Origin of the sequence: Pandoraea faecigallinarum, from assembly GCF_001029105.3 — a bacterium.
GTDB classification, from domain to species: Bacteria; Pseudomonadota; Gammaproteobacteria; order Burkholderiales; family Burkholderiaceae; genus Pandoraea; species Pandoraea faecigallinarum.
Map to the genome: position 1 here is coordinate 4,060,962 of NZ_CP011807.3, position 13,215 is coordinate 4,074,176.

Below are 13,215 nucleotides of genomic sequence, written 5' to 3' on the forward strand. Positions count from 1 at the left end.
CCGTTTTACGCACGATCGGCCACGCGCTCGCCAAGCAGACCGCTCGGACGGAACACCAGCACGACGATCAGCACGACGAAAGCGAATACGTCCTGATAGTTACTGCCGAACACGCCACCGGTCAGATCGCCGATGTACCCCGCGCCCAGCGCTTCGATAAGGCCCAGCAGCACGCCGCCGACCATGGCCCCTTGCAGGTTGCCGATACCGCCAAGCACGGCGGCGGTGAACGCCTTCATGCCGGGGATGAAACCCATGTAGAAGTGCGCGTTACCGTAGTTCGAGGCCATCATCACACCGGCGAGCGCGGCGAGGCCGCCGCCAAGGGCGAAGGTTGCGGAGATCACGAAGTTCGGGTTCACACCCATGAGACCGGCGACGTTGCGGTTTTCCGCCGTCGCCCGCATGGCGCGCCCCAGCTTGGTGCGGTTCACGAGTTGTGTCAGGCCGAACATGACCAGGAAGGCCACGACCACGATCACGATACCCGTGCCGTTGGTGACCGCGCCCGGATGGTCCCCGCGCGGCGGGATGACGTTCATCGCGTCGGTGGGCAACAGTTGCGGGAACGAGAGAGGGTTACGCGACCAGATCAGCATGGCGATCGTTTGCAGGAGCAGCGAGACGCCGATGGCCGTAATCAACGGCGCGAGCCGTGGTGCGTTACGCAGCGGCCGGTAGGCCACGCGCTCGATCACGAAGTTGGCGATCGCACACACGGGCATACACACGAGCGTGGCAATGGCCAGCATGAGCGCCGGGTTCATGTCCGGCGCGACTTTCAGAAGCAGATTGATGGTGGACAGCGCGACCATCGCGCCGATCATCATCACGTCGGCGTGGGCGAAGTTGATGATGCCCAGAATGCCGTAGACCATCGTATAGCCCAGTGCAATGATCGCGTAGACGCTGCCAAGCACGAGGCCGTTCAAGATTTGTTGGATAAAAATATCCATGAAGCAAACTCCTTGTCCCGGAAACGGGCTCTCGACACGCTAGCCAGATAGGCGCGCGAGGGGGTCGAGAGAACTGCGGGTTATGAGGCGTAATCCTGTGTCAGGAGGAGGGCCGTGCCCGTCATGCAGGCACGGCGTCTTTCCGCAGATATCGAGACGGCACCGTACGGGTAGGCAACGGTGCCGTTTCATGGCGCGAGCGCCCGGGAGTTACATCTTCACCACGTCGAGCACGCTCTTCTTCTTGTCCTTGTAGTTGTAGAGCGTAATCACCGGCTCCTTCATGTCGCCCTTGCTGTCGAAGGCGATGTGACCGATCACACCCTTGTAATCGGTCGCCGGCATGGCGGCCAGGATCTTGGCCGGATCGGCCGAGTTGGCGCGCTTCATGGCGTCGATGATCACGTTGACGGCGTCATACGTGAAGGGGGCGTAGATCTGGATCGGCTGGTTGTAACGGGCTTCGTAGCGCTTCGAGAAGTCGCCGCCGCCTTCCATCTTCGACAGCGCCATGCCCGCTTCCGAGCAGACGATGTTGTCGATGGCGTCGCCGGCGAGTTCGGCCACCTTGTCGGTACACACGCCGTCACCGGCCAGCACCTTGGCGCCAATACCCAGTTCCTTCGACTGCTTGGCGAACGGGCCACCGGTCGCGTCCATGCCGCCGTACATGATGATGTCCGGCTTCTCACCCTTGATCTTGGTCAGAATGGCGCGGAAGTCCGTCGCCTTGTCGTTGGTCGCGTCGTGCGAGAGCACCTTCAGGCCATTGGCCTTGGCGGTCTTCTCGAACTCGTCGGCCAGGCCCTTGCCGTACGCCGTCGCGTCGTCGACGATGGCCACCGATTTGGCATTGAGCGACTTGGTCGCGTAGTTGGCCAGCGCGGGACCCTGCTGCGCATCGGTCGCGACCACACGATAGGTCGTCTTGAAGCCCTGTTGGGTGTAGGCCGGATTGGTGGCCGACGGCGAGATCTGCACAATGCCCGCATCGCTATAGATCTTCGATGCCGGAATCGTCGTGCCCGAGTTCAGGTGACCCACCACGGCGACGACCTTCTCGTCGACGAGCTTCTGGGCAACCTGCGTTGCGGTCTTCGGATCGGCGGCGTCATCTTCGGCCACCAGTTCCAGCTTCACCGGCTTGCCGTCGATCGTCAGACCGGCCTTGTTGGCTTCTTCGATGGCGAGGCGTGCACCGTTTTCGTTATCTTTGCCCAAGTGAGCAATTTGGCCCGTCAGCGGTGCAACGTGACCAATCCTAATGACAACCGCATCGCCGCCCCCGCTGGCGGCAGTCGTCGCGGCAGGTGCAGAAGCCGCACCCGAGTCGGCCTGCTTTTCTTCTTTCTGGCCGCATGCCGCCAACAGCGTGACTGCGGCGACTACGGGCAGTACCTTCGCGAACTTGAGTTGCATGTGATTATCTCCTGATTGTCGGCGATTAAATAACGCCAATAACGCCAAATCGATGTTTCGTATGCGAAACGCGCGCATTGTAACTCCATTCTTTGCGGCTGCGACGCCCGCAGCCACAGGGTTTTCCATAATGGAGGCCTAAGGTTTTATACCGACTTGTGCAACCCTGTTTTTTCAAAAGCGCAACCCCGGATTTGTGAATGGTTTTACGCACCCGCTTGCTGCTGCGCGGGCGGCTTCATGGTGCAACCGATGCACCATTGATGGGCCTCGGTGCCATACCAAATTAGTAAGCAATTAGCATGCCCATTGTATTTTGAGCGTTTGCTCTAATTAAGCAGGCATATAAATAATTAAATTCCGGAAAACCAGACGGCCATTTCCTTTCTTAATTCCATATTCGTTGAATTGGGAATACCGTCATTCGGTTTTGGCTGACAAGACGTTAAAACCGCCGAAATCGGACACGCGGAAAAGTTGCGAATTATCGATCGTCAATGCGAAAAAGCCGCAAGGGTCTTTGAGGGACACGAAGCGAGCCTTTTTCCCGCAGACAGCGCGCATGCATCAGGTTGCCTGATGAAATCTGACGACGTGATTCCGCGCGGGGTCCGGTAAGGCGCGACAGCAGGAGAGATGTGCCGCGAACGCGGAACGGGAGGAGGCATAAAAAAACCGGGGCCGTCGATGACGGTACCCCGGTCGGTCGGCCGCGCGGCGTGACTGCCGGCCGGTGTCCTGCGGATGCGCGGACTTATCCTGCCGTGACTGGCGTAAGGCCCTTGGGCAGCGGAAACGCGATGTTCTCTTCCACGCCATCGAGCACCTTGACCTGGTTGACCCCCAATTCGCGCAGACGCGAGACGATCGACTGCGCCAGCACCTCGGGCGCGGACGCGCCGGCCGTCACGCCGATGCGACGCTTGCCGTCGAACCACGCCGGCTTGAGTTGATCCGGCGAGTCCACCATATAGGCGGGCACACCCATCTTTTCCGCGACTTCACGCAAACGGTTCGAGTTCGAACTGTTGGGGCTGCCGACCACCACCACCACATCGCACTGCGGCGCCATGAACTTCACGGCATCCTGACGGTTCTGCGTGGCGTAGCAGATGTCCTGCTTCTTCGGCTCCGTGATTTCGGGGAAACGCTTCTTGAGCGCGTTGATGACTTCGGCGGCGTCGTCGACGGACAGCGTCGTCTGCGTCACGTAGGCGAGCTTGCTTTCGTCCGCCACTTGTAGCGCCAGCACATCTTCGATCGTCTCGACGAGGAACATGCCCTCGCCCGATTGCCCCATCGTGCCTTCGACTTCCGGGTGCCCCTTGTGGCCGATCATGATGATCTCCAGGCCCTGGCCGCGCATTTTCGCGACCTCCACGTGAACCTTGGTCACGAGCGGACACGTGGCGTCGAAAATGCGCAGTCCGCGCGATTCGGCTTCGGCACGCACGGCTTGCGACACGCCGTGGGCGCTGAAAATCAGCGTGTTGCCCGGGGGCACGTCCGACAGTTCCTCGATGAAAATCGCGCCCTTCTTGCGCAGATTCTCGACGACATACACGTTGTGCACGATTTCGTGACGCACATAAATCGGCGCACCGTACATCGCAAGGGCGCGCTCGACGATCTCGATCGCGCGGTCGACACCCGCGCAAAAGCCGCGCGGCTGAGCCAACAGGATTTCCGCATCCGACAGCATCGGTGCTACGTCTTGGGTGGCGCTCATTTCGATTCCTACAGAATGCCGATAATCTGGACTTCGAACACGATCGGCTGGCCCGCCAGCGGGTGATTGAAGTCGAACAATGCCCAGCCGTCGCCCAGTTCGCGCAGGATGCCCGCATAGCGGCCACCGCTCGGCGCGTTGAACTCGACGAGATCGCCAACGCTATATTCTTCGCCGAAGTTGCTGTTCTCCTGCAACGTCTTCATCGAGACGCGTTGCAGCAGATCCGGATTGCGCGGGCCGAATGCCTGCTCCGGTGCCAGCTCGGTGCGGCGACGTTCCCCCACGGCCATGCCCAGCATTGCGTGTTCCAGCGTGGGCGCCATCTGGCCACCGCCCAGCTGCAGCGTCGCAGGCGTGCCTTCGAAAGTGTTGACAATATCCGCGCCGTCGGGCGCGCCGATCCGGTAGTGCAGCGTCAGATAGGAATTGTCTTGAACCACGGGGGTTGCAACAGAACTCATGGGGGTCTCACAGCAAGGTCAAGCTATTATTGTAAGCGACGACGCGTTGCGCGTCCGGCTCCCCATCGAAAGCAGCCCCGAATTTTCCCCTCGACGGCTCTTCTTCCGTGGCTTCCCGTTGTCTCTTGCTGTCCCCCGGGTGCTCCCCCCGGGGTTTCTCTATTAGTGACACCCGCGATCATGCGCGCAACCGTGTCCGCCTCCGGAGTCGTCATGTCCATCGCTCATTGGCCACCGGCCGAGCGCCCCCGCGAAAAAATGCTTGCCCACGGGCCCGGCGCCCTGTCGGATGCCGAGTTGCTCGCCATCCTGTTGCGAACCGGCTCGCACGGACGCAACGCCGTCGAACTCGGCCGCGAACTCCTGACCCACACCGGGTCCCTCGCCCGCCTGCTCGCCACCCCGTTCGAGACCTTGCGTCAATTCCCGGGGCTGGGGCAGGTCAAGGCCCTTCAGTTTCAGGCATCGCTGGAAATGGCGCGGCGCATGCTGCGTGAAGGCTTGCAATCGGGTTGCATGCTCGACTCGCCGGCCCGGGTTCGCGACTATCTTCGCCTCACGTTGCAGGACATGTCGCGCGAGCGCTTCGTCTGCCTGTTTCTCGATGCGGCGCACCGGCTCATCGGCACGCGGATCATGTTCGAGGGAACGCTCACCCAGACGTGCGCATACCCGAGGGAAATCGTCCGGGCTGCGCTCGACGTTCATGCAGCCGCCGTCATCGTCGCTCACAATCACCCCTCGGGGATCCCGGTGCCCAGCACGGCAGACCTGACGCTGACCCGCCAGTTGGGCGACGGGCTGGCGTTGCTGGACATTCGCCTGCTCGATCACTTCATTGTGGCCGGGGACACCATCCGCTCGCTCGCCGAGAGCGGCGAAATGTGACGGAGAGGGGATAGGGCGCACGCCACCGCACGCGGCGCCGCCGAATGTGACATCGAACAACACCGTGCACAGAAATTTGGCAGCCGGTTCGCATTCGAGCGCCGTTTACGCTATGATCCGTCCCTTCCCCGAATCTCCGACAGACGTGTTCCGCCAGGGACTTACGTCCTACATCGACTAAAGCGATTGATTTGTCTGGGATTTTTGTGGTATTATCGCGGTCTGTCTTTTCGACTCACCTTTTTTTACACAGAATTCTGGGTTAGGAGTGCTTCATGGCACGCGTATGTCAAGTGACCGGGAAAGCGCCGATGGTCGGCAACAACGTTTCCCACGCCAATAACAAAACCAAGCGCCGTTTCCTCCCGAACTTGCAAAATCGCCGGTTCTGGGTTGAGAGCGAAAACCGTTTTGTGCGCCTGCGCCTTTCGAACGCCGGCTTGCGCCTGATCGATAAGGTCGGTATCGATGCCGTTCTCGCGGACCTGCGTTCGCGTAACGCCATCTAAGTTTTAGGAGCTCATCATGGCAAAAGGCGCTCGCGACAAGATCAAGCTGGAATCGACCGCAGGCACGGGTCATTTCTACACGACCACCAAGAACAAGCGTACCCATCCGGAAAAGATGGAAATCAGCAAGTTCGATCCGGTGGCTCGTAAGCACGTGCCGTACAAAGAAACCAAGATCAAATAAGATCAACAGGTTTCATCGCGATAGCTTGCTATTGCGTTCGATACCCCGCCTTTGGCGGGGTATTTTCGTTTGGGCGTCCCGAAAACCGCAACCCTACGCTATGCGTAGTCACGCGAGGCACAATTTCTCCCGGGTGCGCACAGGGTCATGTGTCAGGCGCGTATTGACTCGCTATACTGGCTCATCTCCCATAACGAGGATCGCGCCACCGTTCTCGCGTCGATCCCAGACACCACACGTACCATGAATTTCGATGTCGTCATCGTCGGCAGCGGGCTCGCCGGTCAATCCGTCGCCCTGCATCTGGCCAATACCTGCCGCGTGGCGCTGGTCGCCAAGCGGCCCATGCCGGAAGGTGCGAGCGATTGGGCACAAGGCGGTATCGCCGCGGTGCTGGATTCGACCGACAGTGTCGACGAACACGTTGCCGATACCCTCGTGGCCGGCGCCGGCCTGTGTGACGAAGCGGCCACGCGATACATCGTGGAGCACAGCCGCGAAGCGATCGAATGGCTCATCGAGCAAGGCGTGCCCTTTACCCGCGACGCCGATGCCGAACTCGGCTTCCATCTCACGCGCGAAGGCGGCCACAGTCACCGCCGCATCATTCATGCGGCCGATGCGACCGGACATGCCGTCATCACCACGCTCACGGAGCGCGTGCGCAAACACCCGAACATCACGCTCTTCGAAAATCACTTTGCCGTCGATCTGATCACGTCCGATCGCGCCGATGCGGCGCCGACCGCCGGACGCCATTGCCAAGGCCTGTACCTTCAGGATCTGGGCACGGGAGAAGTGCACGCGCTCACCGCAAGGCATACCGTGCTGGCAACCGGCGGTGCCGGCAAGGTCTATCTCTACACGACGAACCCCGACACCGCCACGGGCGATGGCATCGCCATGGCCTGGCGCGTCGGGTGCCGGATCGCGAACATGGAGTTCATCCAGTTCCATCCGACCTGCCTTTACCATCCGTATGCAAAGTCGTTCCTGATTTCCGAGGCCGTTCGCGGCGAAGGCGGACGGCTCGTGCTGCCCGACGGCACCCGCTTCATGCTGCAGCACGATCCGCGCGCGGAATTGGCGCCGCGCGATATCGTCGCCCGTGCCATCGATTTCGAGATGAAAAAGCACGGCCTCGATTGCGTATATCTCGACATCAGCCATCAAAGCCCCGAGTTTCTGCGCGAGCACTTCCCCACGATCCTTGCGCGCTGCGCCGAACTGGGCATCGACATCACCAAGCAGCCGATTCCGGTCGTTCCCGCCGCACATTACACTTGCGGCGGGATTGTCACCGACATGCACGGCCGCACGGATCTGCCGGGACTCTATGCCGTAGGCGAAGCGACGTACACCGGCCTGCACGGCGCGAACCGTCTTGCCAGCAACTCGCTGCTCGAATGCATCGTGTTGGGCAAGGCCGCTGCCGAAGACATTCAGCGTAGCGACGCAACGCACGCCGTCGCCATCGACGTACCCGCATGGGATGAAAGTCGCGTCTCCGACGCCGACGAGGAAGTCGTCGTCGCTCACAATTGGGATGAATTGCGACGGATGATGTGGAACTACGTTGGGATCGTACGAACGACCAAACGCCTCGAACGCGCGCAGCATCGCATTGCCCTGCTGCGCGAGGAGATCGCCGAGTACTACGCGAACTTCCGCGTGAGCCGCGATCTGCTGGAACTGCGCAATCTGGTCGACGTTGCGTCGCTGATCGTGGATAGCGCGTTGTCGCGTCGTGAAAGTCGCGGCCTGCATTTCTCACGCGACTTTCCTGACACTTTGCCGAAGGCGCTGCCGACGGTACTGTCACCCGCACTGCCGGGCCGCAAGCGCTGACGGCCATCCATGAAAACACAAGGCCGCGGATGTTATCTCGCGGCCTTGTTCGTTCCGGCATGGCGTTGCTACGCTACGATGCTCATCCCACTGTCTCGACAATCCGCATCGAGAAATCCGTCGCACGCACGTCCTTGGTGAGGCCCCCGACCGAAATGCGGTCGACGCCCGTCTCCGCAATCGCACGCAACGTTTCGAGATTGATGCCGCCGGACGCTTCCAGCAGGGCACGGCCATCCGTCACGCGCGCGGCTTCACGCATCATTTCGAGCGAGAAGTTGTCGAGCAGGATCGACGTTGCGCCGCACTCCAGCGCCGTTTCAAGCTCTTCGAGCGACTCCACTTCGATCTGCACGGGCGCACCATCGGCCAGACGATCCGCATTTGCCAGCACCTGACGAATGCCGCCCGCCGCCGCGATGTGGTTCTCCTTGATGAGAATGCCGTCGTAGAGAGCGAGACGTTGATTCACGCCGCCGCCCACGCGCACCGCGAACTTCTGTGCGAGACGCAGCCCGGGCAGAGTCTTGCGCGTATCGAGCACGCGCGCCTTCGTTCCTTCAACGATATCCGCGTAACGGCGCACTGCCGTCGCCACACCGGAGAGCATCTGGAGGAAATTCATCGACGTGCGCTCGCCCGTGAGCAGCGCGCGCGCCGGCCCGTGAATGTCGCAGACCGCCGCGCCGGGTGTCATGCGCTCACCTTCGCGATAGTGCCACTGCACGCGCACCGACGCATCCACGCCCTGCATGCAGCGCTCAAACCAGCGCACGCCGCACAACACGGCCGACTCACGCACGATGACCCGTGCGTGCGCCATTTCCTCCGACGGCACGAGCAGTCCCGTGAGATCGCCACTGCCGATGTCTTCCGCCAAAGCGTCACGTACATTGCGCGTGAGCGCCGCTTCGAGCGGCTCGCCGAACGTGCTGAATTCCGGAGAGAGCGCCTCGGCAGTGCTCAACGTTTTCGATTGCGTCATCATGCGGGGCCCACACCGGCAAACAGCGCGCCGTCGCGCGCGAAGTCACCGCTGGCGCGCACGTTCTGCTTGCGCGCTTCGGCGAACGTCAACATACGATCGATACAGGTATGAGCACGACGACCGATCTCCGGATCGACGTGGATCTCATTGGCACCGGATTCGAGCACGTCGGCCAGATTCCGCAAGCTGTTCATCGCCATCCAAGGGCAATGCGCGCAGCTCTTGCACGTCGCACTGTTACCGGCCGTCGGCGCTTCGATGAAACGCTTGCCAGGTGCCGCGGCACGCATCTTGTGCAAAATGCCGTTGTCGGTCGCCACGATGAATTCGGTGGCATCCATGGTTTGCGCCGCCGCGATCATCTGCGACGTCGAACCCACGACGTCGGCCAGTTCGACCACCGCCGCAGGCGACTCCGGATGCACCAGCACCTTGGCGTTCGGATATTCGCGGCGCAGCAGTTCGAGTTCGGTCCCCTTGAACTCGTCGTGCACGAGGCACGCGCCCTGCCACAGCAACATGTCGGCGCCGGTCTGCTTCTGGACGTAGCTGCCCAGATGACGGTCGGGCGCCCACAGGATTTTCTTACCCTGCGCATGCAGATGCGCCACGATCTCGAGACCGATGGACGACGTCACCATCCAGTCTGCGCGCGCCTTTACGGCAGCACTCGTATTTGCATAGACGACCACCGTGCGATCGGGGTGCGCATCGCAAAATGCGGCGAACTCGTCGGCCGGGCAGCCCAGATCGAGCGAGCAGGTCGCGTCGAGATCGGGCATCAAAATGCGCTTTTCGGGACTGAGGATCTTCGAGGTCTCGCCCATGAAGCGCACGCCCGCGACGACAAGCGTCTTCGCCGGATGATTCCGGCCGAACCGCGCCATTTCCAGCGAATCCGCCACGCAGCCACCGGTCTCCTCGGCGAGATCCTGCAAGTCGGAATCAACGTAGTAATGGGCAACGAGCACGGCGTTCTGCTCGACGAGCAGCCGCTTGATCCTGGCCTTGAGCGCCGCGCGTTCCTCCTGCGACGGCGCATCCGGGACGCGCGCCCAGGCTTGGGCAACGCACGTGGCGCCGCTCGGTGCGGGGCGCTCGAATTCTACGGATTTGAGTGAGGCATTCATTTTTACGTGGCCCGTGGGATAGGCCGGGAATGACAAAACCCCGCCGTGGCGGGGTTTCGATTATGCGTCAAAAACAGATTTCTGGCTGACCCCGTTCACGCGTAGCGGCGCAGACGCGTCGCAAACTCCTGCAACGCGTGAATACCGCTCTGCTCGGCACGATGGCACCAGTTCTGCAACTGACCCAGCAACTGCTCACGCGAAGCGTTCGAGCGATCCCAAATACCGGCGAGTTCTCGGCGCAATTCGTAGTAAGTCTTCACAGCGTTGCTGTGCGCGAAAATCTCGCCCAGTTGCTGCTTCTGCGGCTCTTGCAGCGAGGCTTCGTCGTGATGCAGCCACTTGCGGGCACCGCGGAACAACTGATACTCGCCATGCTGACGCTTCTCCTTGAAGCGCGCCAGTTCCTCGCCATACGCACGCTTGAAGGTCTTGGCGTAACGCGCCATCACTTCATAGCGGTTCGAGAGCACGGCCTGCAGCGTATCGTCGTCGCAGGCGGCCTTCACCTTCGAGAGCTTCGGCGTCGGCGCGATCTTCTTCACCTTGGCCAGCCCCACGAAGGACAGCGTACGAATGTACAGCCAGCCGATGTCGAACTCGTACCACTTGTTCGACAGCTTGGCCGACGTGGCATACGTGTGGTGGTTGTTGTGCAGTTCTTCGCCGCCGATGATGATGCCCCAGGGCAGCAGGTTCGTCGATGCGTCGGCGCAATTGAAGTTGCGGTAGCCCCAGTAGTGGCCCAGACCGTTGACCACGCCGGCGGCCCAGAACGGAATCCATACCATCTGCACGGCCCACACGGTCAGGCCGATGGCCCCGAACAGCGCGATGTCGATAATCATCATCATGCTGATGCCGAGAATCGGAAAACGCTTGTAGACGTGGTTCTCGATCCAGTCGTTCGGCGTGCCGTGGCTGAATTTGCGCAGAGTTTCCTCGTTCTTCGCCTCGGCGCGATAGAGTTCGGCGCCTTCGGCCAGCACCTTCCACAGGCCACGCGTTTGCGGGCTGTGCGGATCTTCGGGCGTCTCGCACTTGGCGTGGTGCTTGCGGTGGATGGCGGCCCACTCGCTCGTAATCATGCCAGTGGTCATCCACAGCCACAGACGGAAGAAATGGGCGACGATCGGATGCACGTCGAGGGCGCGATGCGCCTGGCAACGGTGCAGATAGATGGTCACGGCGGCAATCGTCACATGGGTGACGGCCAATGTGAAGAAAAAGATCTTCCAGCCGCTCCAGTCGAGCAAGCCGGTCGAGAGAAATCCAAGGAGACTGTCCAGCAAAATATCACTCCAAACTAATCAATACGGTAGCCATCACGGCAAAGCACACGAGGTGCCGTGTCCTGTCTTGTCGGGCCGGGCGGCATAAGCGCCCGATGGGCGTCGGCCGTCGCGTCAGGTCTCGTTCTTGCGCTCGCTTGACGCTTGGATTCGCTGGAGTTCGGCAAGTTGCTGAATGCCGTGGCGATATGGGCGGAAAACGTGCCAGTGAACGTCTGGTTTTTTTGAGGTTTGGCACGCATTTTACCCGACCCGCCGTTGCCCGTGTGTCGCCTCGCAGCCACGCATTTTGTCGCAGGTCAACCCGGCGGCTTAGGGAAAAGCGTCTATCGGACGTCTTTACGGTGTCATTCGCCTGTGCAGACGTCGATTTCGGCGTCAATTCCCGAGATTCTTCCAATGAATCAGGAAGTTGGACGCTCCGAAACATCCTCGACCGGTTGGGCCGCCTGCGCAGGAACGCCGTCCGCCCAGTCGTTCAGGATACGTATTTCGCGCTGCGCATACGGAATTTCAATACCATGCTCACGAAAAGCGCGCCAAATCCGCAAATTGATGGTCGAGCGAATCGCGCCGCTGCCCTGCGCAGGGTCCTGCACCCAAAAGCCCATTTCCAGATCCATCCCATCGGCACCGAAATTGAGCAGCAATGCCGAGGGCGGCGGGTCCGTCAGTACGCGAGGGATGTCCTGTGCTGCCTTGAGCATCAGCGACATCGCCAGCTCGACATCCGCACTGTAGGCCACCTGGACATTCACTTTGGCCCGCCCGCGGGTTTGCGTGAACGAATGGTTCTGCACGACGTTCGTGACGAGTTGCTCGTTCGGCACCAGCGCCTCGACACCGTCCAGCCCGCGCACGACCGAATACCGTGTGTTGATTTGCGAAACGGTGCCGTGATACGTCGACACCGTGATCAGGTCGCCGATCCGCACGGAGCGATCGAGCAGGATGATGAAACCCGAGACGAGATTCGAGGCGATCTTCTGCAAGCCGAACCCCAGCCCCACGCCAAGCGCCCCGCCGAACACGCCGAGCACCGTGATGTCGATGCCGACGAACGACAGCGTGGCGAGAACGGCGACCAGCGTCAGCAAACCCTTGACGACTCGCGACAGCACCACTTTCAGGTTGCCGTCGAGCGTGGTCGTGCGCATGATGCGGTCTTCGATCAGCGAACCGACCCACATCGCCAGCACCAGCGTCACGCCGATCCACAGCAGTCCCGACAGGATCGAGAGCAACGTCAGATGGCTCGTGCCCACGGCAAATTTGACGCTGGCGAGCCATTTGAGAATGTCGTCGTGAACGCCGAGCACGTAGGCCAGCATCGAGACCCAGGCGAGCGTCGTGAACACGCGCTCGAACACCTTCAGCAGGCCCGACGCGTGCGGCGAGGCGGCAAACAGCCGGCGCGCGAAGTAGAACGCGAGATAAATGAGCGCCGTGCCGAACAGGGGCACCTCCGCGAGCATCAGCAGCGAGACGTGCGTGTACTCCTGAAGCACCACGCGCGTGAGCGCTACGCACATCCAGCCGAACATCGGGAAAAACGCGCGACGCAGGCTCGACGAGCCCGCCCGGCGCGCCGGCGCCACGCGTTCGAAGTGGCGCTCGAGCCGGCCGATCATCCAGCGGCGCAGCACCAGCGCGACGGCGAGCGCCCCCACGAGCGCGACGATCTGCCAGACGATCTGCGCATCGCCGAAGTCGCGCACGACGTCCCGCACCAACCTCGCGAAAGCCGGACTTTCCTGCATCGCCATATCCCTTCTATCTCTTATTGTTGATTGCCGATACTCGTTGAG

12 protein-coding genes are annotated in these 13,215 nt (G+C 61.3%); 4 read left to right on the plus strand and 8 right to left on the minus strand.

Annotated features, from left to right (window positions below; translation table 11 throughout):
• Positions 1 to 5: 5 nt before the first annotated feature.
• The 4 genes from AB870_RS17745 to AB870_RS17760 all read right to left on the minus strand — a co-directional run bounded on the left by AB870_RS17745 (position 6) and on the right by AB870_RS17760 (position 4,568).
• Positions 6 to 956 carry a branched-chain amino acid ABC transporter permease gene (locus AB870_RS17745; RefSeq protein ID WP_047905719.1) on the minus strand — a complete coding sequence of 317 codons (951 nt, stop codon included), beginning with the start codon at positions 954 to 956 and terminating at the stop codon, positions 6 to 8.
• Between the two features lie 210 nt (positions 957 to 1,166).
• A complete protein-coding gene (locus tag AB870_RS17750) occupies positions 1,167 to 2,375 on the minus strand; it encodes a branched-chain amino acid ABC transporter substrate-binding protein (RefSeq protein WP_047905720.1) in 1,209 nt (402 codons plus the stop codon).
• Positions 2,376 to 3,129: 754 nt separating this feature from the next.
• Complete coding sequence (gene ispH / locus AB870_RS17755) at positions 3,130 to 4,104, minus strand: 4-hydroxy-3-methylbut-2-enyl diphosphate reductase (RefSeq protein ID WP_047905721.1); 975 nt, start codon at positions 4,102 to 4,104, stop codon at positions 3,130 to 3,132.
• Between the two features lie 8 nt (positions 4,105 to 4,112).
• The gene (locus AB870_RS17760) at positions 4,113 to 4,568 is read right to left on the minus strand and encodes an FKBP-type peptidyl-prolyl cis-trans isomerase (protein WP_047905722.1); all 456 of its coding nucleotides are present in this window, start codon (positions 4,566 to 4,568) and stop codon (positions 4,113 to 4,115) included.
• Positions 4,569 to 4,781: 213 nt separating this feature from the next.
• Between AB870_RS17760 and radC the strand changes: the two genes are divergently transcribed.
• The 4 genes from radC (at position 4,782) to nadB (ending at position 7,997) form a co-directional block, all read left to right on the plus strand.
• Entirely contained in the window at positions 4,782 to 5,456 is a 675-nt protein-coding gene (gene radC, locus AB870_RS17765) for a RadC family protein (RefSeq protein WP_047908374.1), read from the plus strand.
• 275 nt (positions 5,457 to 5,731) lie between these two features.
• Positions 5,732 to 5,965 carry a 50S ribosomal protein L28 gene (gene rpmB, locus AB870_RS17770; protein ID WP_039400832.1) on the plus strand — a complete coding sequence of 78 codons (234 nt, stop codon included), beginning with the start codon at positions 5,732 to 5,734 and terminating at the stop codon, positions 5,963 to 5,965.
• A 16-nt stretch (positions 5,966 to 5,981) separates the two neighbouring features.
• Positions 5,982 to 6,149, plus strand: coding sequence for a 50S ribosomal protein L33 (gene rpmG / locus AB870_RS17775; protein ID WP_010807102.1), 168 nt, complete (start codon positions 5,982 to 5,984; stop codon positions 6,147 to 6,149).
• A gap of 243 nt (positions 6,150 to 6,392) precedes the next feature.
• Complete coding sequence (nadB, locus tag AB870_RS17780; protein WP_047908375.1) at positions 6,393 to 7,997, plus strand: L-aspartate oxidase; 1,605 nt, start codon at positions 6,393 to 6,395, stop codon at positions 7,995 to 7,997.
• Positions 7,998 to 8,079: 82 nt separating this feature from the next.
• Here nadB and nadC read toward each other — a convergent pair whose 3' ends face one another.
• From nadC to AB870_RS17800, 4 genes are all read right to left on the minus strand, one after another.
• A complete protein-coding gene (nadC, locus tag AB870_RS17785; protein ID WP_084663841.1) occupies positions 8,080 to 8,985 on the minus strand; it encodes a carboxylating nicotinate-nucleotide diphosphorylase in 906 nt (301 codons plus the stop codon).
• The gene (gene nadA, locus AB870_RS17790; protein WP_047905723.1) at positions 8,982 to 10,115 is read right to left on the minus strand and encodes a quinolinate synthase NadA; all 1,134 of its coding nucleotides are present in this window, start codon (positions 10,113 to 10,115) and stop codon (positions 8,982 to 8,984) included. The genes nadC and nadA overlap by 4 nt, the downstream gene beginning before the upstream one ends.
• Before the next feature lie 95 nt (positions 10,116 to 10,210).
• Complete coding sequence (locus AB870_RS17795) at positions 10,211 to 11,407, minus strand: DesA family fatty acid desaturase (RefSeq protein ID WP_047905724.1); 1,197 nt, start codon at positions 11,405 to 11,407, stop codon at positions 10,211 to 10,213.
• 404 nt (positions 11,408 to 11,811) lie between these two features.
• Positions 11,812 to 13,167: a mechanosensitive ion channel family protein gene (locus tag AB870_RS17800; protein WP_157112373.1), complete on the minus strand. Its 1,356-nt coding sequence runs from the start codon at positions 13,165 to 13,167 to the stop codon at positions 11,812 to 11,814.
• Positions 13,168 to 13,215: the final 48 nt, after the last annotated feature.

Excerpts from the sequence above, each read along its gene's own strand:
- AB870_RS17745 (WP_047905719.1), bottom strand. The coding sequence starts at position 956 with ATGGATATTTTTATCCAACAAATCTTGAACGGCCTCGTGCTTGGCAGC.
- AB870_RS17750 (WP_047905720.1), bottom strand. The coding sequence starts at position 2,375 with ATGCAACTCAAGTTCGCGAAGGTACTGCCCGTAGTCGCCGCAGTCACG.
- ispH (WP_047905721.1), bottom strand. The coding sequence starts at position 4,104 with ATGAGCGCCACCCAAGACGTAGCACCGATGCTGTCGGATGCGGAAATC.
- AB870_RS17760 (WP_047905722.1), bottom strand. The coding sequence starts at position 4,568 with ATGAGTTCTGTTGCAACCCCCGTGGTTCAAGACAATTCCTATCTGACG.
- radC (WP_047908374.1), top strand. The coding sequence starts at position 4,782 with ATGTCCATCGCTCATTGGCCACCGGCCGAGCGCCCCCGCGAAAAAATG.
- rpmB (WP_039400832.1), top strand. The coding sequence starts at position 5,732 with ATGGCACGCGTATGTCAAGTGACCGGGAAAGCGCCGATGGTCGGCAAC.
- rpmG (WP_010807102.1), top strand. The coding sequence starts at position 5,982 with ATGGCAAAAGGCGCTCGCGACAAGATCAAGCTGGAATCGACCGCAGGC.
- nadB (WP_047908375.1), top strand. The coding sequence starts at position 6,393 with ATGAATTTCGATGTCGTCATCGTCGGCAGCGGGCTCGCCGGTCAATCC.
- nadC (WP_084663841.1), bottom strand. The coding sequence starts at position 8,985 with ATGATGACGCAATCGAAAACGTTGAGCACTGCCGAGGCGCTCTCTCCG.
- nadA (WP_047905723.1), bottom strand. The coding sequence starts at position 10,115 with ATGAATGCCTCACTCAAATCCGTAGAATTCGAGCGCCCCGCACCGAGC.
- AB870_RS17800 (WP_157112373.1), bottom strand. The coding sequence starts at position 13,167 with ATGCAGGAAAGTCCGGCTTTCGCGAGGTTGGTGCGGGACGTCGTGCGC.